This is a genomic window from Brevundimonas aveniformis DSM 17977 (genome assembly GCF_000428765.1).
Lineage (GTDB): Bacteria > Pseudomonadota > Alphaproteobacteria > Caulobacterales > Caulobacteraceae > Brevundimonas > Brevundimonas aveniformis.
Genome location: NZ_AUAO01000002.1, coordinates 96,832 through 114,241 on the forward strand (window position 1 = coordinate 96,832; position 17,410 = coordinate 114,241).

At 65.9% G+C, this 17,410-nt stretch carries 21 protein-coding genes; 12 read left to right on the plus strand and 9 right to left on the minus strand.

The features are described 5' to 3' along the window. The first annotated feature begins 78 nt into the window (after positions 1 to 78). From G391_RS0105730 to dnaA, 8 genes are all read left to right on the plus strand, one after another. Entirely contained in the window at positions 79 to 444 is a 366-nt protein-coding gene (locus G391_RS0105730; RefSeq protein WP_029086677.1) for a DUF805 domain-containing protein, read from the plus strand. 30 nt (positions 445 to 474) lie between these two features. After that, on the plus strand, positions 475 to 1,161 hold the full coding sequence (locus tag G391_RS0105735; RefSeq protein WP_029086678.1) for an SDR family NAD(P)-dependent oxidoreductase: 687 nt from the start codon (positions 475 to 477) through the stop codon (positions 1,159 to 1,161). Between the two features lie 46 nt (positions 1,162 to 1,207). Next, a complete protein-coding gene (locus G391_RS0105740) occupies positions 1,208 to 2,182 on the plus strand; it encodes a WD40 repeat domain-containing protein (protein WP_029086679.1) in 975 nt (324 codons plus the stop codon). A 98-nt stretch (positions 2,183 to 2,280) separates the two neighbouring features. Then, positions 2,281 to 3,528, plus strand: a complete 1,248-nt coding sequence (locus tag G391_RS0105745) for a polyhydroxyalkanoate depolymerase (RefSeq protein WP_029086680.1) — start codon at positions 2,281 to 2,283, stop codon at positions 3,526 to 3,528. 23 nt (positions 3,529 to 3,551) lie between these two features. Next, positions 3,552 to 4,259, plus strand: coding sequence for a M48 family metallopeptidase (locus G391_RS0105750; protein ID WP_029086681.1), 708 nt, complete (start codon positions 3,552 to 3,554; stop codon positions 4,257 to 4,259). A gap of 102 nt (positions 4,260 to 4,361) precedes the next feature. Further along, positions 4,362 to 5,150 carry an enoyl-CoA hydratase-related protein gene (locus G391_RS0105755; RefSeq protein WP_029086682.1) on the plus strand — a complete coding sequence of 263 codons (789 nt, stop codon included), beginning with the start codon at positions 4,362 to 4,364 and terminating at the stop codon, positions 5,148 to 5,150. 111 nt (positions 5,151 to 5,261) lie between these two features. Further along, positions 5,262 to 5,531, plus strand: a complete 270-nt coding sequence (rpsT, locus tag G391_RS0105760; RefSeq protein ID WP_029086683.1) for a 30S ribosomal protein S20 — start codon at positions 5,262 to 5,264, stop codon at positions 5,529 to 5,531. Between the two features lie 409 nt (positions 5,532 to 5,940). Beyond that, positions 5,941 to 7,335 carry a chromosomal replication initiator protein DnaA gene (dnaA, locus tag G391_RS0105765; RefSeq protein WP_029086684.1) on the plus strand — a complete coding sequence of 465 codons (1,395 nt, stop codon included), beginning with the start codon at positions 5,941 to 5,943 and terminating at the stop codon, positions 7,333 to 7,335. On the opposite strand, the gene gluQRS is transcribed toward dnaA, so the two are convergent. After that, positions 7,332 to 8,159 carry a tRNA glutamyl-Q(34) synthetase GluQRS gene (gene gluQRS / locus G391_RS0105770; RefSeq protein ID WP_029086685.1) on the minus strand — a complete coding sequence of 276 codons (828 nt, stop codon included), beginning with the start codon at positions 8,157 to 8,159 and terminating at the stop codon, positions 7,332 to 7,334. The two genes, dnaA and gluQRS, sit on opposite strands and share 4 nt — an antisense overlap. A gap of 25 nt (positions 8,160 to 8,184) precedes the next feature. Between gluQRS and G391_RS0105775 the strand changes: the two genes are divergently transcribed. From G391_RS0105775 to G391_RS0105785, 3 genes are all read left to right on the plus strand, one after another. Further along, positions 8,185 to 8,826, plus strand: coding sequence for a DNA-3-methyladenine glycosylase family protein (locus G391_RS0105775; protein WP_029086686.1), 642 nt, complete (start codon positions 8,185 to 8,187; stop codon positions 8,824 to 8,826). After that, the gene (locus G391_RS0105780; protein ID WP_035303906.1) at positions 8,823 to 9,482 is read left to right on the plus strand and encodes a trimeric intracellular cation channel family protein; all 660 of its coding nucleotides are present in this window, start codon (positions 8,823 to 8,825) and stop codon (positions 9,480 to 9,482) included. Before G391_RS0105775 ends, G391_RS0105780 begins: the two co-directional genes overlap by 4 nt. A 121-nt stretch (positions 9,483 to 9,603) precedes the next feature. Continuing rightward, positions 9,604 to 10,167: an HNH endonuclease gene (locus tag G391_RS0105785; RefSeq protein WP_029086688.1), complete on the plus strand. Its 564-nt coding sequence runs from the start codon at positions 9,604 to 9,606 to the stop codon at positions 10,165 to 10,167. A gap of 5 nt (positions 10,168 to 10,172) precedes the next feature. On the opposite strand, the gene G391_RS0105790 is transcribed toward G391_RS0105785, so the two are convergent. From G391_RS0105790 to G391_RS13960, 5 genes are read right to left on the minus strand one after another with little or no spacing between them, the layout of a single operon-like run. Continuing rightward, positions 10,173 to 10,640, minus strand: coding sequence for a hypothetical protein (locus G391_RS0105790; protein WP_029086689.1), 468 nt, complete (start codon positions 10,638 to 10,640; stop codon positions 10,173 to 10,175). A gap of 31 nt (positions 10,641 to 10,671) precedes the next feature. Beyond that, positions 10,672 to 11,718 carry a quinone-dependent dihydroorotate dehydrogenase gene (locus G391_RS0105795; RefSeq protein ID WP_029086690.1) on the minus strand — a complete coding sequence of 349 codons (1,047 nt, stop codon included), beginning with the start codon at positions 11,716 to 11,718 and terminating at the stop codon, positions 10,672 to 10,674. After that, positions 11,715 to 12,056, minus strand: a complete 342-nt coding sequence (locus tag G391_RS0105800) for a DUF952 domain-containing protein (protein WP_029086691.1) — start codon at positions 12,054 to 12,056, stop codon at positions 11,715 to 11,717. The genes G391_RS0105795 and G391_RS0105800 overlap by 4 nt, the downstream gene beginning before the upstream one ends. Next, the gene (locus tag G391_RS0105805; RefSeq protein ID WP_029086692.1) at positions 12,053 to 12,547 is read right to left on the minus strand and encodes a SixA phosphatase family protein; all 495 of its coding nucleotides are present in this window, start codon (positions 12,545 to 12,547) and stop codon (positions 12,053 to 12,055) included. The genes G391_RS0105800 and G391_RS0105805 overlap by 4 nt, the downstream gene beginning before the upstream one ends. A gap of 9 nt (positions 12,548 to 12,556) precedes the next feature. Next, positions 12,557 to 13,324, minus strand: coding sequence for a class I SAM-dependent methyltransferase (locus G391_RS13960; protein WP_035303910.1), 768 nt, complete (start codon positions 13,322 to 13,324; stop codon positions 12,557 to 12,559). A 17-nt stretch (positions 13,325 to 13,341) separates the two neighbouring features. Between G391_RS13960 and gloB the strand changes: the two genes are divergently transcribed. Next, a complete protein-coding gene (gene gloB, locus G391_RS0105815) occupies positions 13,342 to 14,091 on the plus strand; it encodes a hydroxyacylglutathione hydrolase (RefSeq protein WP_029086693.1) in 750 nt (249 codons plus the stop codon). Here gloB and G391_RS0105820 read toward each other — a convergent pair. From G391_RS0105820 to G391_RS0105830, 3 genes are all read right to left on the minus strand, one after another. Then, positions 14,088 to 14,975, minus strand: coding sequence for a hypothetical protein (locus G391_RS0105820; protein ID WP_029086694.1), 888 nt, complete (start codon positions 14,973 to 14,975; stop codon positions 14,088 to 14,090). The two genes, gloB and G391_RS0105820, sit on opposite strands and share 4 nt — an antisense overlap. A gap of 218 nt (positions 14,976 to 15,193) precedes the next feature. Beyond that, positions 15,194 to 16,696 carry a CoA-acylating methylmalonate-semialdehyde dehydrogenase gene (locus G391_RS0105825; RefSeq protein ID WP_029086695.1) on the minus strand — a complete coding sequence of 501 codons (1,503 nt, stop codon included), beginning with the start codon at positions 16,694 to 16,696 and terminating at the stop codon, positions 15,194 to 15,196. An 84-nt stretch (positions 16,697 to 16,780) separates the two neighbouring features. Next, entirely contained in the window at positions 16,781 to 17,407 is a 627-nt protein-coding gene (locus G391_RS0105830; protein WP_029086696.1) for an MT-A70 family methyltransferase, read from the minus strand. Positions 17,408 to 17,410 lie beyond the last annotated feature (3 nt).

The following is a 17,410-nucleotide window of genomic DNA, read 5'->3' on the forward strand; positions in this document are numbered from 1 at the left end:
CGGTCGGGGCGCGCACAAGCCACTTGCCGATCACAGGTTTCTGACCGATGGTGATCCTTTCAATCTGGAGGGGATTCCATGCTCAACTACGCCATGATGCCGCTGAAGAACTATGCCGGGTTTTCCGGCCGGTCCGGTCGCGCAGAGTTCTGGTGGTACACGCTCGCGATATTCATCGTTCAGATCATCGCCCAATCCATCGACGCCATGGTCATGGGGGGAGAGCCCGGGAGCCTCGGCTTCATTAGTGGCGCGATATCTCTGCTCACCTTTATTCCGGGTCTCGCGGTTGGATTCCGTCGTCTGCATGACACGGATCGCAGTGCTTGGTGGCTGCTGATTGGCCTGATCCCGCTCGTTGGTATCATTATCCTGATCGTCTTCTGGGCATCAGCGGGAACCCAAGGACCGAACAAGTTCGGGGCCGGGCCTAATACGCCCTAGGCGAACCAGCATCCTGGCCGCGCCGGCGACATGAGCGGACCTTCCGGTCTTGTCGTCGGGGCCTCGTCCGGCATTGGGTTGGGTCTGGTTCAGGCCTGGCTCGACGCCGGATGGAGGGTCATTGCCACAGTCCGCGATGACCGGGGGGAGGCGACACTCAAGGCGCTGCCGCGGGCGGACCGACTGACCATCGAACGCTGCGACGTGGCGGTTCAGGCGGACATCGCGGCCCTGGCGGCGCGGATCGAAGGCCCTCTGGATGGGGTAATTCTCAACGCCGGGATTATCGGGCCACCCGACATCAATGCCGTCTCTCTGGACGAGGCCGAGCATGTCCACCGCGTCAACGCCCTGGGCCCGGCGAAACTGGCCTTCGCCTTGATCGACAAGGTGCGCGATCAGACCGGTGTGGTCGCCTTCACCTCGTCGGGCATGGGGTCGATCAGCGAGACGTCCGCACCCGGATATGAGGTCTATCGGGCCTCCAAGGCGGCGCAGAATATGTTCGCCCGGACTCTTTGGGTCGGACAGGGCCGAGCCCGCGGGATCACGGTACTCAGCATCGACCCCGGCTGGGTCCAGACGGCGATGGGTGGGCCGGGCGCGACGATCGACGTAGCTACCTCGGCCAGCGGTATCGTCCAGCAGATCGCCGACCAGGCCGGATCAGGCCAGAACCGTTTCATCAGCTGGCGGGGCGCGGCGCGGGATTGGTGAGTTTTGGTCCCTTCTCCCCAGAGGAGAGACGGGCTAGGCACGGTGGATGACCTCCAGATCATTCGACGCGCCTGTCACCGCCGCCCTGTTTGACGCCTCAGGTCAGGCGGCCTTTGCACTTGGCGATGGCACGGTGCGGTTCGAGGACGGCTCTGTGGCCGAGGTACATGACGGCGCGGTGCTGTCCGCTTGCCTGCATCCCTCAGGGCGAGGGGTCGTCACCGGCGGCGATGACGGGCGGGTGGTCTGGTCGACCCCGGATCAGGCCCAGGAGCTGGCCGACGCCCACGGCAAGTGGATCGATGCGGTGGCGGGATCGCCGGAGTCGGGCCTGATCGCCTTTTCGTCGGGCAAGACCGTGACGGTGCTGGACCCGGCCGATCCGCACTATCGGCGCGATTTTGTCCATGAGCGGTCGGTGGCGGACATCGCGTTTGAGCCCAAGGGGCGCAAGCTGGCCTGCGCCACCTATGGCGGGGTGGCCACCTGGTTCGCCCGGATCGAAACCCAGAAGCCGACCTTTCTGAAATGGGCGGGATCGCACACGCGGGTGCTCTACGCGCCGGATGGGGCCTTTCTGCTCTCGGCCATGCAGGAGAACCAGCTCCATGGTTGGCGGTTGAAGGACTCCAAGGATCTGCGGATGGGCGGCTATCCGGCCAAGATCCGCGACATGGTCTTTTTCGATCAGGGGCGGCTGATGGCGACCTCCGGCGCGCACGGCGTGGTGGTCTGGCCCTTTGTCGGGGCCGGTGGTCCCATGGGCAAAGAGGCGTCTGAGCTGGGGTTCGAAGAGGGCGTGGCGGTTGTGCGGGTGGCGGCGGCGCCGCGCGGACCGATGCTGGCGGCGGGCCTGGCCGACGGACGGGTCTGGGCGATGGACGTGCGGACCGGACCGCAACGGTGGATCGTGGCTGAGCGTGGAGCGCCGGTTACGGCCCTGGCGGTCCGCGAGGATGGCGGTCGGCTGGCCTGGGGGCGTGAAGACGGTGAAGCGGGGGTCGCCGATCTGGCGACCTGACGTTCCAAAAGAACGGCGGATTCACTAATCCTTTTGCAGTGCATGGTAATTCATGCTGCGATGCATAAATCCGGCAATGGGCGGCCTCAAAGGGATCCATGCTCTATTCGCTTCACGAGTACGCGTATCATTCGGCGCTGCCATGGCGCCTCGGGGCCCAGATGGCCCGGGATTTCTGGAACAATCCGGCCAATCCGTTAGGCGACACGGCGGTGGGCCGCACGATGTACGCCTCGTCGGAACTGGTCGCCGGCCTCACGCGGCGATACGGCAAGCCGGCCTGGAACATCGATTCGGTCGAGATCGACGGACGCGAGGTGCGCGTCGTCGAGGATCTGGTCTGGTCCTCACCCTGGTGCCGTTTGCTCCACTTTGCCCGCCACCCGGCGGATATGCGCAAGGCCGGTCGAAAGGGAGCGGAGCCGGCGGTCCTGATCGTCGCGCCGCTGTCGGGTCACTATGCCACCCTGTTGCGCGGCACGGTGCGCGCCTTCCTTCAGGACCATGAGGTCTATGTCACCGACTGGGCCAATGCCCGGCAGGTGCCGATGCTGGAAGGTCGCTTCGACTTCCACGACTATATTGACCACATCCGTGAAATGCTGACGGCGCTGGGGCCAGAAGTCCACGTCGTCGCCGTCTGCCAGCCGGGGCCGCCGGTGCTGGCGGCCGCCTCGCTGATGGCCGAGGACAAGGACCCTAACCGTCCGGCATCGATGACGTTCATGGGCTCGCCGATCGACGCGCGCCTGTCACCGACGGTGACCAATCAGCTGGCCGAGGAAAAGCCCTTCGCCTGGTTCAAGTCGACGATGATTCATACTGTGCCGCCGCCCTATCCGGGGATGGGCCGCAGGGTCTATCCGGGCTTTGTTCAGCTCTACAGCTTCATGTCGATGAATGAAGAGCAGCACGTCGACGCCCATCGCCGCTATTTCGAACATCTGGTCGAGGGCGACGGTGACGCGGCCGAGAAGCACGAGGCCTTCTACGACGAATATCTGTCGGTCCTGGACCTGACAGAAGAATTCTATCTCCAGACCATCGACATCGTCTTCCAGCAGCACCTCTTGCCCAAGGGCGAGCTGGCGCATCGGGGCCGCAAGGTCGATCCGGCGAAGATCACCGACATCGGCCTGATGACGGTCGAGGGCGAGGAAGACGACATCTCCGGTGTCGGCCAGACCCAGGCGGCGCACGGCCTGACGCCGAATCTGCCGGCGGATAAACATGAAACCCTGGTCCAGCCCAAGGTCGGCCATTACGGTGTCTTCAATGGTCGCCGCTTCCGCGACGAGATTTATCCCAAGGTCCGTGACTTCATCCGACGGAATGAGGCGTCCTGATATCGCTCATCCGGGGGTGGGCGGTGTTTAGGCATAATCAGACTTTCGATCTCGACGGCATTCCCCTTCGTCTTTCGGTGAACCGGCGCGCCCGCCGGGTGTCGATCCGTATCGACGCCAAGGGGCAGGCCGTGGCGGTTGCCCCATCCGAGCGGCGGCTGGTTGATGCCGTAGCGTTCGCGCGCAGCAAACATCAGTGGATCGCAGAGCGGTTGGCAGCGCGCCCGGCAGGGGACGGCTATAAGCCCGGCGGGACCGTGCCGCTGGAAGGCGTGCCTGTGCGGCTGGAACAGATGGCTGGAGCTTCGGCGGCGCGGCTGGTCGATACGCCCGGTGGGATGGCTATCCGCTCGGGCGGGCAGGGCGATGCCTTCGCCCGCCGTATCGAAAACCTCCTCAAGCGCATGGCTCGGGAGCGGCTAGCCCATCATACAGGGGTTCATGCCCGTACCCTCGGCCTGAAGGCCCCGAAGGTCGGCATTGGTGACCCGAAGAGCCGCTGGGGGTCGTGCACGCCCGGCCGCGGGTCGATCCGATATTCGTGGCGTCTGATCCTCGCTCCGCCAGAGGTGCTCGACTATGTCGCGGCCCATGAAGTGGCCCATCTGGTTCAGGCGGACCATTCGCCCGCCTTCTGGGCCGTGGTGGAGCGTTTGATCGGGGACCACCGGCCACACCGCGCCTGGCTGCGGGCACATGGGGCGGGGCTTCATGCGGTCGGGAGGAGCTAGGTTCTAGGGATTAGGTTCTAGGGGAGGCTGAGAGGTCTGTGTTAGACCGCGCTCGATCCACCTTCATCCCTGGAACCTGACCCCCGATCCCTCGAACCTCCCATGCCCGACACCTATTCCACGCTCCTGATCGAACGCCACGCCGACGGCTATGCAGTTGTCACCCTGAATCGGCCCGAGAGCCTGAATGCGCTGAACTCGACCTTGCTGGGAGAACTGGTGGCCTTCCTCGATACGGTCGAAAACGATGACAGCGTGCGCTGCCTGATCATCACCGGTTCGGGCGAGAAGGCCTTCGCGGCGGGCGCTGACATCAAGGAGATGGCGGACCAGACCTATGCCGAGATGTATCGGTCGAACTTCTTCTCCGAGGGCGCTGACCGGCTGGCCCGGTTCAGGAAGCCCGTGATCGCGGCGGTCAATGGTTTTGCCCTGGGCGGTGGCTGCGAGCTGGCCATGTTGTGCGACATCATCATCGCGTCCGAGAAGGCCAAGTTCGGCCAGCCGGAGATCAATCTGGGCGTCGCCCCCGGTATCGGCGGCTCACAACGCCTGACGCGGCTGGTCGGCAAGTCCAAGGCCATGGACCTGATCCTGACCGGCCGGACAATGGACGCCCAGGAGGCCCTGGCCTCCAACCTCGCCGCCCGCGTCTATCCGCACGAAACCCTTCTGGACGAATGCCGGGCCATGGCCTCGAAGATGGCGTCCCAGTCCCTGCTGGCCCTGATGGCCAACAAGGAGATGGTCAACGCCGCGCTGGAGACCACCCTGACGCAAGGCGTCCAGTTCGAACGCCGGCTGTTCCATTCGCTTTTCGCGTTTGAGGACCAGAAGGAAGGGATGAGGGCATTCGTTGAGAAGCGGAAGCCTGCGTTCAAGCATCGGTAGCTGGACTCGCCTTGCCACCTGCGTCCCTTTCCGCTATAGGCCCGCCCTCTTCAGATTTCTCCGCGCCGCCGGATCGCCGGCGGCGTCTTCGTTACAAGGTCCGAGACACCCATGGCCAATAACCCCGGCGCCAAGAAAGCGATCCGTAAGATCGAGGCCCGCACCGAGGTCAACCGCAACCGTCGTTCGCGCGTTCGCACCTTCCTTCGCAAGTTCGAAGAGGCCGTCACCGGCGGCGACCAGGCCGCGGCCAAGACCGCCTTCAACGATGCGCAGTCGGAAGTCATGCGCGCGGTTTCCAAGGGCGTGATCCACAAGAATACCGGCTCGCGCAAGGTGTCGCGCCTGGCGGCCCGTCTGAAGAAGATGGCCGCGGCCTAAGTCGACCAGATCGGTTAAATACCTAAACTATTCAACGCCGTGCGGGGTTCGCTTCGCGCGGCGTTTTGCTATGCCCGCCTAACCTTGACCCGGACTGGGACACTTTTTTTGAGCTTTTGTGACGGTGATTTCGCAAGCCTTAAAGAGGGTTAGCGGAGTCAACAAAAGAATCGTTCGACAGGCGAACGAATCAGCGTTGACGCTCGCCTTCTGAGGGCTAGTTTGAAACTCGTCTTCGCCCCCCAGCCGCTGTGGATGGGGTGTGGGAACGGGGGCCTCCCTCGGGTTCTGGTGAAGATCCAAATGAGCGCAAGGCGATCGGACCGCGGGAGGGGCTTCTGCGGGCGAGAGGGAACTTGCGCCGAAAATCGGATGCCTTCGGGCGTGGGTCTTGGGGAGCTTTTAGTCGATGCCGAACATGTCGCCGCAGGATGTCTGGGGTCAGGTCGTCAAGGCACTGCGTCTTGAGATCGGCGAAGGCCCGTTCAGCTCCTACCTCGAGCAGGCGCGCGTTCGCGTCGGTGAGGACGGTGACCTGTTCCTGGTGACGCCGACGGCCTATGCGCGCGATTGGGTCGACCGCAATGCTCTGCGCCGTATCAATGAACTCTGGCTGGCTCTGGACGAAGAGCGCCGCAGCCTCAAGGCGCGCGCCCGTGCTGAGTATGAAGCCGAAAACCCCAACGCCATAGAAACAGGCACCACACCGCTGGTGGCCCAGCCGACGGTGGCGGTGGTGGCCGCAGACGGCCCCCGCGCGGTACGCGCCGCCGGGCTGCAGGAACGTCTGACCTTCGACACCTTTGTCTCGGGCAAGGGCAATGAATTCGCCCTGACCATCGCGCGCCAGGTGGCGTCGTGGAGCGAGGGCCCGTTCAATCCGGTCTTCTTCTGTGGTCCCTACGGCTACGGCAAGACGCACCTGCTGAACGCCATCGCCTGGGAAGCCCAGCGCCTGCGGCCCGACGCGCGGGTGGTCTATCTGACCGCCGAGCGGTTCCTGTCGGCCTTCCTGCGGGCGCTCAAGGACAAGTCGATCGTCGCCTTCAAGGACGAGCTACGCAGCGCCGATCTGTTGCTGCTGGATGATGTGCATTTCTTCGCCGGCAAACAGTCGACCCAGGAAGAGCTGTTCCACACCCTGACGGCTCTCATCGAGGATGGTCGCCGGGTCGTGCTGGCGGGGGATCGTCCGCCGTCGGCCCTGACCGACTTTGAGCCGCGTCTGCGTAGCCATCTGGCGGCGGGCCTGACCTGTCCGGTTGAGCCGGCAGATCGCGCTCTGCGGCTGGCCGTCGTCGAAAAGAAGCTGGCGGCGCTGGAGGGCATGAAGCTGGTCGCCGGTCCGGCCCGACCCGAACTGCTGAGCCATCTGGTGGATCGCACCCCAGGCTCGATCCGCGAGCTCGAAGGCGGACTGAACACCCTGGCTGCCGCTGCAGGTCAGCGGATGTCGAACCTGACCGTCGAAGAAGCGCAAGCCTATCTGTCAGCCGGCTATCGTCCGACCGAGCGTCGTATCACCGTCGACGAAATCCAAAAAGTTACGGCGGACTACTACGGCCTCAAGCAGGCGGATCTCCTGTCGGCGCGTCGCACCCGGCAAGTCGCACGTCCGCGCCAGGTGGCCATGTATCTGTGCAAGCAGTTGACGACGCGCTCCTATCCCGACATTGGCCGGCGCATGGGTGGGCGTGACCACACCACCGTGCTGCACGGGGTGCGCCGGATCGAAGCCCTGATCCTCGAGGACGAACAGATCGCCCGCGATGTCGAGGCCCTGACCCGCAAGCTGCGCGGCTAGAGCCCAAACTCTGCCAGCAGGTCCGCTGCGCTCATCCCGCTTTCGCGGAGGGATTTGAGGCTGGGTGATCCCTTGCGTTTGGCGAGCCGCTGACCCGTCTCGTCCAGCACCAGCGGATGGTGCCGATAGGTCGGCGTAGGCAGGTCGAGCAGAGCTTGCAGTACCCGCTGGATCGAGGTCATGTCCGCCAGGTCGACCCCGCGAATGACGTGGCTGATCCCTTGGCGCGCATCGTCGATGACCGAGGCGATGACATAGCCCGCGCCGATGTCCTTGCGGCCGATGACCATGTCGCCCAGTCGCTCGGGGACGGCGGTTTTCAAGCCGGGTTCCAGGCCTTCCTCGATCCAGGTCAGGCGGCCCAGATCGCCCAAGTGATCGCGTGCGGCGGCGAGCGACAGTCGCCAGGCGAAGGGTCGGCCTTCGGCCAGGAAGGCGGCTTCTTCGTCCAGTTCGGGAGGACCGCCCCGAAACACCGATCCATCACCGCCATCTCGGGCCAAGGCTGCTTGCTCCTTGCGTGTCCGGAAACAGCGATAGAGTAGACCCCGCTCGCCCAACTGCTGGATCGCCGCTTCATAGTCCGCCCGGTGATCGGACTGGCGCAGAACCGGCACCTCCCAATCCAGGCCTAGCCAGGCCAGATCTTCATAGATCCCGGCCTCATGCTCGGGCCGGCAGCGGGTGAAGTCGGTGTCTTCGATCCTCAGAATGAAGCGCCCGCCCGCCACCTGAGCCGCACGCCAGGCGACCACCGCCGAATAGGCATGTCCCTTGTGAAGGGCCCCGGTGGGCGAGGGTGCGAAACGAGTGGCGAACGACATGGCGACTGGCATACACCCGCTGTCGATGAACGTCCCGCCCACCGACTCCGAACTGGCCGAAATCCGCGCGGCCCTCACGGCAGCGGATCCGGCGCTGAGGCGCGCCCAGGCCGAGGCACCGGCGCTGTCGTGGCGGGTGCGACCGCGCGGCTTTGAGGGCCTGGTGTGGATGATCGTCGGCCAGCAGGTGTCCACGGCCTCGGCGGCAGCGATCTGGGCACGCCTCCAGGACGGGCTGGGCCAGGTGACGCCAGCCACCGTCCTGAACTGCGACATCGAGGGCCTGCGAGGTCTGGGACTCAGCCTTCCCAAGGCGCGCTATGCCGTGGCCTTGGCCCAGTCCGACTTTGCGGAACGCGATCTGGTCGGCCTGGACGATGCCGAGGCCCTCCAGGCCTTGATGGCCCTGAAGGGGGTCGGACGCTGGACCGCCGAGGTCTATCTGATGTTCTGCGAGGGGCGGCGCGACCTCTTTCCATCGGGTGACGTCGCCTTGCAGGAGGCCGTTCGTTGGGTTGATCAGACCCCGACCCGACCGGATGCCGCCCAGACCGCCGCGCGGGCTAAAGCCTGGGGACCACACCGGTCGACGGCGGCACATCTGTTGTGGGCGTGGTATGGCGCGGTGCGACGTGGGGCGATTCCCCATCCCATGAGGGCCGAATGATAATCCCGGATCCGACGCCCCTGATTGGGCCGAGCCTGGTTTTTTTGGATTTTGCCGGCATGGCGGTGTTTGCCGCCACCGGAGCCCTGGCAGGCGCACGCCTGCGCCAGGACCTGGTCACCATCGCCTTCTTTGCGGCCGTCACCGGCGTGGGGGGTGGCACCCTCCGCGATCTGCTGATCGGGGCACCGGTCTTCTGGGTGCATGACTGGCGCTATGTGGCGGTGGCGACCGCAACCGCCATCGTGGTCTGGTTCGTCGGCGGCAAGGGATGGCGCCTGACCGCTCTGCTCTGGCTCGATGCCGTGGGGCTGGCGGCATACGGGGTGATCGGGGCCGCCAAGGCCATGGCCTATGGGGTGCCGCCGCTGATCTGCATTGTCATGGGAGCCCTAACCGCCTGTTTCGGGGGCGTGGTTCGTGACCTCCTGGCGGGCCAGCCGTCGATCCTCCTGCACCGGGAGATCACCGTGACGGCTGCGCTTCTGGGGGCGACGACCTTTGTGGCTCTGCGTCTCGTCGATGTGCCGACCATGTTTGCCTCGGCCATTGCCTTTAGCGCCGGCTTTGGCCTGAGAGCTGGGGCGCTGGCATGGGGCTGGAGCCTGCCGGCGTTTTCGACGGGCCAGCCGGAGACGCCGACACAGCCGTCATAGGCACATCAAGGTTCTCGGCATACACTGTGATTCGCGTGGGGCCAGGGTGTCCCGCAGGGGATCGTGTGCGACGGGGGCGTGTCTTCAGTTCGTATGGCGTGATCAGTGCGGAGCGGGGCCGATGCAGGTCCTGACCCAGCCCCCTTCGGGTTGGCCGGCGCTTGTCCTCAACGCCGATTTCCGACCGCTATCCTATTACCCACTGTCCCTGTGGTGTTGGCAGGATGTGATCAAGGCCGTCTGGCAGGACCGGGTCGAGGTCGTTCAGACCTATGACCGCGTCGTGCGCTCGCCGTCGCTGGAATACCGTCTGCCCAGCGTGATCGCGCTGAAGGACTTCATCGCCCAGGACCGCACGCCGGCCTTCACGCGCTTCAACCTGTTTCTGCGCGACGAGTTCACCTGCCAGTACTGTGGGACCAGCGGTCGTGACCTGACCTTCGATCATGTCGTTCCACGCTCCCAGGGTGGGCGGACAACCTGGGACAACATCGTCACCGCCTGCGCGCCCTGCAATCTCAGGAAGGGCGGTCGCACACCGGCCCAGGCGGGGATGCCGCCGATGTCACGCCCGGAACAGCCGACCGCCTGGCGGCTTCAGGCTCAAGGGAGGCGCTTCCCGCCCCACTATCTGCACGAGAGCTGGCTCGACTATCTGTATTGGGACATCGAGCTGGAGGCCTGACGGGATCAGGCCTTGGGCTTGTCGTCCTGTGTCGCCGGCTGAGGCTGCGGTTCAATGCCCCGATAGGTATAGCGCCGCTCGCCCTCGGTGACGGGTTGGGCCTGGCGGACGGGGGGCGCGGTTCGCAAGGGCGGCTCGCCCTCGACCCGAACCTCATAGGGCGGGGGCAAATCTGGCGGCGGTCCCAAGACGACCGGAGGCGTGGCGTGATCGGCCATGGCTGTGTCCCAGGCATCGGAGAACTCATCCAGGGGGTCACGCTCCGCCTCGGGATAGAGGGGTTCGGGGGCCCAGGTCGGATAGGCCGGCGCGCCTCCCTCAAAGACCGTCTCAGTACCGACGATGACCTGTCGATCTACCGGCTCCGGCGTGAACGGCACCCGAAAGCCCTGACCGGCCAGGACGCCCAGCCCGACGGCGGCCAGCGCCCCTCCGGCCGCGACGATTAGCAATATCTGGTCGGTTCGTTCCATCCCGGCTCAACGCAGCGGCTGGATGAAGGTTTCATGCCGCACCGATGGCTTCCCGCACATGGGTGAAACCATCGGCCTTCAGACGCTCAGCAAGATCGGTTCTGATCCGCCCGATCAGGCTGGGCCCTTCAAACACCAGGGCCGAATAGAGCTGAACCGCGGACGCCCCGGCGCGGATCTTGGCATAGGCGTCTGCGCCTGAGCGGATTCCGCCGACGCCGATCAGCGGCAAGCGTCCTGCGGTGGCCTGGTGGAACCAGCCCAGCACCTGCGTCGAAGCCGCCATCAGGGGCGCACCCGACAGGCCGCCCGTCTCGCCGGCCAGGGGCGAGGTCAGGCGGCTGGGCCGGGCCAGAGTCGTGTTGGACACGATCAATCCGTCCATGCCGGACGTCAGACAGGCCTCGACAATCGGCAGGACCTCGTCCTCGATCAGATCCGGGGCGACCTTGAGAAATACGGGCGCGCGCGGCTGCGGCAGCGCCTGTCGCGCTTCTGACAACCGACCCAGAAGGTCTGTCAGAGCCGCCTCGGACTGGAGATTGCGAAGGCCCGGCGTATTGGGTGACGAGACATTGACCGCGAAATAGTCCGCCAGCCCCCAAAGACGTTTGAGGCCGGTCACATAGTCCTCGGTGCGATCCTGGCTGTCCTTGTTGGCCCCCAGATTGACCCCGACAATGCCGGGCCGCCGCCGCCGCAGAAGATTGTGGGCAAAGGCATCCAGCCCCTGATTGTTGAAGCCCATGCGGTTGATCACGGCCCCGTCTTCGCTCAGGCGAAACAGGCGTGGTCGCGGATTACCCGGCTGCGGACGAGGGGTGACTCCGCCCAGTTCGATCATGCCGAACCCCCAGTCGAGCAGGGCATCGGGGACGCGCGCGTCCTTGTCGAAGCCGGCCGCCAGTCCGACTGGATTGGGAAGTTTGAGCCCGGCCACCTCGATCTCGAGCGCGGGGTCGTTCGGGGTTCGGTCCTTCGGGCCCAGGCCCATGGCCAAGCCTTGCAACGCCAGACCGTGTGCCGTCTCGGGGTCCAGGGCACGCAACAGGCCGGTGGCGGTGTCCTGGAGGGTCATGCGCCGAACCCGGCCAGGTCGCTGGCATCGGCGTCAACCGTCAGGTCGCGGACGGCGACCGCAGCCCTGACGGGTAGCGGCCCGTACAGGTGTGGGAACAAGGCACCGCCGCGAGACGGCTCCCAAACCGGGGCGGGATCCAGCTGGTCGGCGTCGACCGTCACCAGGACCAGATCGGCCTGCCCGGCAAAGTGCTTGCGCGCCGTTTCCCGGAGTTGGTCCGCCTCGGAAAAATGAATGTAGCCGTCGGTCAGATCGACCGCGGACCCGAGGAACTGGCCCTCCCGCACCGCCGCCTGCCAGGCTGCGCGACTGACGATCTTGTAGATGGGCCTCATGTCAGGTCACTCGGACGAAGAAAGCCATCATAGGCCAGGCGGCCCGAGCTGTCGGCGGTAAAGACCACCGCAGAACCCGGCGGGAATCCGCCGCTCAGCCGCTCCAGTGTCGACGGAGAGGCGGCCTGTTCAATCAACAGGTCGACGGCCAATCGGTGAATGGCCGGATTGTGCGCGACGAGAATGAGGCTGCCGCAATCGTCCTCAGCGTCCTCGATCCGATGCCGCAAGGCCGCAGAATCGGCCTCATAGAGCCCGCGTTCGATCTCGGTGACCACATCACCGAAGGCCCCGCGCACAGCGTCCCAGGTTTCCTGTGCGCGTCGCGCCGACGACACCAGCGCATGGTCGGGGCGGCCCCCCCGATCTGCCAGGGCCCGTCCCATCGCCTCGGCGTCGGCCTGGCCGCGAGGGGTCAGGCCGCGTCCGATGTCGCCCGCTTCGCTGGACGGCTGGGCCTCGGCGTGTCGCATCAGGATCAGTTGGCGCATGAACCGGGCTTAGTCGCGTTCGTCCGGGATTTCCACGTCCGTACGCCGCGTCGGCGTCAGCCCGGCCGGCTGAGGTGTCAGCCCCTTGGAACGACGGGCCCGAGCCGGAGCCGCCACCGGCCGGGACCGAAGCGCCAGTTGAACCTTGACCGCCTCAAGCAAGACCACGCCCGCTGCACCGGGAACCAGGCGGCTACCCCAGGCTTCCATCAGATCTGCCGCCCCCGCTAACCGCTCCCAGGGTGGGCCGAACAGCGCCTGCGACCAGGCGAAAGGTTCCAGTTCGGCGTCACGCACCAGACGTTCCAGCTGGCTGCGGCTGTAGGGGCGACCGTCCCCAAAGGGGGTGTTCTCGCTGCGAGCCCAAAGGCCGCCGCGTCCGGCGACGACCAGCACCAATCGCCCCGAAGGCTTGAGCACGCGGCCCAGTTCGCGCACGAGCGCCAGCGGATCGGTTGCCTCCTCGATCGCGTGCACCGCGACGATGCGATCAAAGACACCGGTGCCGAACGGCAGGGCTTCGTCCTCGACCAGCGTGGTCCGGCATCGGGCCGCGCGCGGCCAGGCTTCGGCTCCCTGTCCGTGCGGCATGGCACAGACGGCCCTCCGGGCCTCACGCATTTCTTCCAGCCAGGGCGCGGCGTAGCCCAGACCCAGCACATCCTGACCGGTCAGCGGCCCCCAGGCGTCGCTCAGCCGCGCCCCGATCAGGCGCGCCGCCGTCTGCCCCAGCGGGCTGGCGTAAAAGCTGCGAATCTCGGTCACGTCGCGACGCATATGGCCTATATAGGCCGATGACCCTTGCGATCCGTCAATTCCCATGTCTGGGCGACAACTACGGCTTTCTCATCCGCGATGAGGAAACCGGTCAGGTGGCCAGCATCGATTCTCCTGACGCAGAGGCGATTCTGGCCGAGCTGGACGCCAGCGGCTGGGGTCGGCTGGATTTCATCTTCAACACCCACTGGCACCCGGACCACGCCGGGGGCAACGCGCGGCTGAAGGCGGAAACGGGCTGTTTCATTATCGGCCCCGAAGAGGTCCGCCGCATTGCCCCGCTGGACCAACCTGTGGCCGATGGCGATCAGGTCCGCCTGGGTGATACATCCTTCTATATTCTTGATGCGGGCGGACACACCCTGGGCCATGTGGCCTGGTGGTCGCGCCGGGCCGAGGTGGTCTTTGTCGGCGACTGCCTGTTTGCCATGGGGTGTGGCCGCATGTTCGAAGGCACGCCGGACCAGTTCTGGGCCAGCCTTGAGCGGCTCGCCGCCCTGCCGCCTGACACGACGGCCTACTGTGCCCACGAATACTCTGAAGCCAATGCCCGCTTCGCGCTCAGCGTCGACCCCTCGCGCGCCGTGGCGGAGCGCGCCGAGGTGATCTTTGCCCAACGAGCGCAAGGGTTGGCGACCGTGCCGACAACGATCGGCCTGGAACAGGCCACCAATCCGTTTCTGCGCGCCCCCCTGCTTCGGCCAGACCTCGACCCGGCTCAGGCCTTCGCAGCCCTGCGGGTGGCCAAGGACAACTTCGTAGGCTAGCGGTAGAAGACCGTGTCTTCGGCCTGGCTGGGTGCCGGCGGATCGCGCGGGGCCGGCGGCCCGGCCGGTCGCGCCGGTGTCGCCGCACCGTTGCCGGCCGGGGTGGCCTGGCGTTGGGGAACAGGCGGGATCGACGGCAGGTCCTCGGGTCGGTCACCATTGACGTCGGGATAGGGCAGGGGCGGCGTCGTCGAATCCGGCCCGACCGGCCCCGTCGGTGCCCGTTGCGGCAAGGAGTCGTCGGCCCCCAGGTCGTCACGGATAAAGGCGTAGGATCGCGCATCCGAACAGGCACAGGCCTTGAGAAAACCGTCGCGGTCACGCCACAGGACCAGCGGATAGGTCATGCCGCGCATGCCCGAGGCGCGCAGCAAGCTTTCCAGCCGCTGCTGGAAATCGCGTCCGGCCTCGACCACGGCCGAGCGGGCCATGTTGCCGTCCGCCGGCGGGATGCCGGCCGCCGTCCAGTTGCGCGACGGCGTGGCCGTCCAGCGTTGATAAAGCGTCCAGTCGCGCGTCAGCCAGATTTCGGCGACGGTCGCCCGTTCAGCGGCGGTAGACTGGGCCATGCCCTCACGATCGGGGCGAGCGATGATGACGACGCGGGGATCGACACCCGCCGTTCGCAACAGCGGAAATTCTTCGGTTTCATAATCGCGGCAGGCCCCGCAATCGCGCCAGCCGACAACATAGAGCGGCGTGCCCCCGCCACCTTCGGACACCCAGCTTGCCGAATCCAGAAGCTCCTGGATTTCGGCCTGATTGCGAGAAATCACGGTGGGCTGGAAACGTGCGTACATCGACCAGTACGCCCAATAGCCTCCCGCTGCGACCGCCAGGGCGATGACGATGGCCAGTGCACTCCAGACCAGAATCTTACGCATCGGCGAGGAACCTCGAACAACTTGAACCGGTAACCCTAGCACGGCCAACGCCGTCAGCCGTCCGGGGACAACTGACAAGCGAAGCCGTATGAGCCCAATCTAGCTGTACACAGCCAGAAAAGTCACGCTTGAGGCGGCGATCACGGCAACCAGGCCGAAGATCGTCCAGAACAGGGCCGGACGGCGCGGACGCCGAACTAAGCGGACCCGGACCACGATCAGGCCATCGTCGGGATGACGAAGCTGGAATCGGAGTGCTCCAACTCGCTATCGGGCCAGCGGGCGGTGACGGTCTTGGTCTTGGTCCAGAAGCGGACGCCTTCCATGCCGTGCTGGTTGATGTCGCCAAACGCCGACCGCTTCCATCCGCCGAAGGTATGATAGGCCACCGGCACCGGGATCGGCACATTGATGCCGACCATGCCGACATTGACCCGGGCGGCGAAGTCACGCGCGGCGCGACCGTTCTGGGTGAAGATGGCGACGCCGTTGCCGTATTGGTGCTTCGACGGCAGGGCCAGGGCTTCCTCGAAGCTGTCGGCGCGCATGATCTGCAGGACGGGGCCGAAGATCTCTTCCCGATAGGAGTCCATCGTCGGCTTGACGTGGTCGAACAGCGACGGGCCGATGAAATAGCCCTTCTCGTGACCCTGAAGGCTGAAGCCGCGGCCGTCGACGACCAGTTCGGCGCCCTCGTCGACGCCCTTCTGGATCCAGCCCTCGACGCGGGCCTTGTGGGCGGCGTTGACGACCGGGCCGTAGTGGGCGCCGGCGTCGGTGGAGACGCCGACCCTCAGGGTCTCGATCTCGGCCACCATGCGCGCGCGCAGCTCATCGGCGGTCTTCTGGCCGACCGGCACGACGACCGGCAGGGCCATGCAGCGTTCGCCCGCCGAGCCAAAGGCGGCACCGGACAGATCCTTGATGACCTGGTCCATGTCGGCGTCGGGCAGAACGATGCCGTGGTTCTTGGCCCCGCCCATGGCCTGGACGCGCTTTCCGTGCTCGGCTCCGGTCCGGTAGACGTAGTGGGCGATGTCGGACGAGCCGACGAAGCTGACGGCGTGGACCTGCGGGTGGGTCAGGATGGCGTCGACCGCCGCCTTGTCGCCATGCACCACGTTCAGCACGCCCTTGGGTGCCCCGGCCTGGATCATCAGTTCGGCCAGACGGACGGGAACGGACGGGTCACGCTCTGACGGCTTGAGGACGAAGGTGTTGCCGACCGCAATGGCCACGCCGAACATCCACATTGGGATCATGGCGGGGAAGTTGAACGGGGTAATGCCGGCCACCACGCCCAGCGGCTGACGCATGGAATAGACGTCGATGCCCGGTCCGGCACCCCAGGTGTATTCGCCCTTCAGCGCGTGCGGGATGCCGCAGGCGAACTCGATGACCTCAAGGCCGCGCTGGATATCGCCCTTGGCGTCGGCGATGACCTTGCCGTGCTCGGACGACAGCAGATGCGCCAGCTCGTCCATATTGGCTTCCACCAGGCGCTTGAACTCGAACAGGACGCGGGCGCGGCGCTGGGGGTTGGTCCCCGACCATTCCTCGAAGGCGGTCTGTGCGCCCTGAACGGCCTTGTCGACCTCGCCGACGGTGGCCAGTTGGACGCGGGCCTGAACCTCACCGGTGTTCGGGTCCATGACATCGCTGAACCGGCCCGAAGTGCCGACATAGGTAGAGCCGTCGATGAAATGGTCGATGTCACGCATGGGAGGATCAGTCCTGAAAACTTGCCGCAAGGGCGGGAGTCGCGGGGCGGTTTAGCCCCTTGAGGCGGGCGTGGCCAGCGGGGTCTATGTGCGCGGCCTGCCGACGCGCGGTTTCTTCACAGACGCCGGTTGCGGGCCGACCTCGACCTGATCACCCCAGGTGGACCAGCCGGGGCGGGGGCTGCGGCAGAAGAGTTCGAGACGCCCGGCGTCCGGGTAGAGACGCTCGATCCGCTCAGCGATGTCGGTGGGCTTTTCGGAATGCAGGCCGCGCGGGGCCATGACGACGTTGGGGACGCCCTCGTCGGCGAGAGGAAGGGGACGGCCCGTGCGTTGTGGGCTGGCGGCCAACACATATTCAACCGTCGGCTTGACGATGGAGGGGCGGACGCCCTGGGCCCCGATGGGTTGGCCGTCCTTGCGGGTTTTGACCCAGACGAAGGCCACGCCGCGATAGTGCAGGCCCCAGGCCTCGATGCAGCGAATGGCCAGGTCCAGTCGTGGCGAGGTCGCCCACAGGAACAGGACCGACCGCTTGGCCATCAGCCGTCGCATCGGAAAGGCGAGCAGGGCCTTATCCGGCGAGGTTTCGTAAAACTTGGCCGCCGCACCCCACTTGTCCTGCTGGCCGTAGTAGCCCCAGGGCGGGTCCGCCAGGACGACGTCGAACGTCTGGTCAGGCAGGTCGCGCCAGCGCGCGTCGTCGTCCATCGC

Excerpts from the sequence above, each read along its gene's own strand:
- rpsT (WP_029086683.1), top strand. The coding sequence starts at position 5,262 with ATGGCCAATAACCCCGGCGCCAAGAAAGCGATCCGTAAGATCGAGGCC.
- G391_RS0105800 (WP_029086691.1), bottom strand. The coding sequence starts at position 12,056 with ATGAGGCCCATCTACAAGATCGTCAGTCGCGCAGCCTGGCAGGCGGCG.
- G391_RS0105790 (WP_029086689.1), bottom strand. The coding sequence starts at position 10,640 with ATGGAACGAACCGACCAGATATTGCTAATCGTCGCGGCCGGAGGGGCG.
- G391_RS0105775 (WP_029086686.1), top strand. The coding sequence starts at position 8,185 with ATGAACGTCCCGCCCACCGACTCCGAACTGGCCGAAATCCGCGCGGCC.
- gluQRS (WP_029086685.1), bottom strand. The coding sequence starts at position 8,159 with ATGTCGTTCGCCACTCGTTTCGCACCCTCGCCCACCGGGGCCCTTCAC.
- gloB (WP_029086693.1), top strand. The coding sequence starts at position 13,342 with ATGACCCTTGCGATCCGTCAATTCCCATGTCTGGGCGACAACTACGGC.
- G391_RS0105740 (WP_029086679.1), top strand. The coding sequence starts at position 1,208 with ATGACCTCCAGATCATTCGACGCGCCTGTCACCGCCGCCCTGTTTGAC.
- G391_RS0105755 (WP_029086682.1), top strand. The coding sequence starts at position 4,362 with ATGCCCGACACCTATTCCACGCTCCTGATCGAACGCCACGCCGACGGC.
- G391_RS0105805 (WP_029086692.1), bottom strand. The coding sequence starts at position 12,547 with ATGCGCCAACTGATCCTGATGCGACACGCCGAGGCCCAGCCGTCCAGC.
- G391_RS0105820 (WP_029086694.1), bottom strand. The coding sequence starts at position 14,975 with ATGCGTAAGATTCTGGTCTGGAGTGCACTGGCCATCGTCATCGCCCTG.
- G391_RS0105735 (WP_029086678.1), top strand. The coding sequence starts at position 475 with ATGAGCGGACCTTCCGGTCTTGTCGTCGGGGCCTCGTCCGGCATTGGG.
- G391_RS0105730 (WP_029086677.1), top strand. The coding sequence starts at position 79 with ATGCTCAACTACGCCATGATGCCGCTGAAGAACTATGCCGGGTTTTCC.
- G391_RS0105785 (WP_029086688.1), top strand. The coding sequence starts at position 9,604 with ATGCAGGTCCTGACCCAGCCCCCTTCGGGTTGGCCGGCGCTTGTCCTC.
- G391_RS0105830 (WP_029086696.1), bottom strand. The coding sequence starts at position 17,407 with ATGGACGACGACGCGCGCTGGCGCGACCTGCCTGACCAGACGTTCGAC.
- G391_RS0105825 (WP_029086695.1), bottom strand. The coding sequence starts at position 16,696 with ATGCGTGACATCGACCATTTCATCGACGGCTCTACCTATGTCGGCACT.
- dnaA (WP_029086684.1), top strand. The coding sequence starts at position 5,941 with ATGCCGAACATGTCGCCGCAGGATGTCTGGGGTCAGGTCGTCAAGGCA.
- G391_RS0105795 (WP_029086690.1), bottom strand. The coding sequence starts at position 11,718 with ATGACCCTCCAGGACACCGCCACCGGCCTGTTGCGTGCCCTGGACCCC.
- G391_RS0105745 (WP_029086680.1), top strand. The coding sequence starts at position 2,281 with ATGCTCTATTCGCTTCACGAGTACGCGTATCATTCGGCGCTGCCATGG.
- G391_RS13960 (WP_035303910.1), bottom strand. The coding sequence starts at position 13,324 with ATGCGTCGCGACGTGACCGAGATTCGCAGCTTTTACGCCAGCCCGCTG.
- G391_RS0105780 (WP_035303906.1), top strand. The coding sequence starts at position 8,823 with ATGATAATCCCGGATCCGACGCCCCTGATTGGGCCGAGCCTGGTTTTT.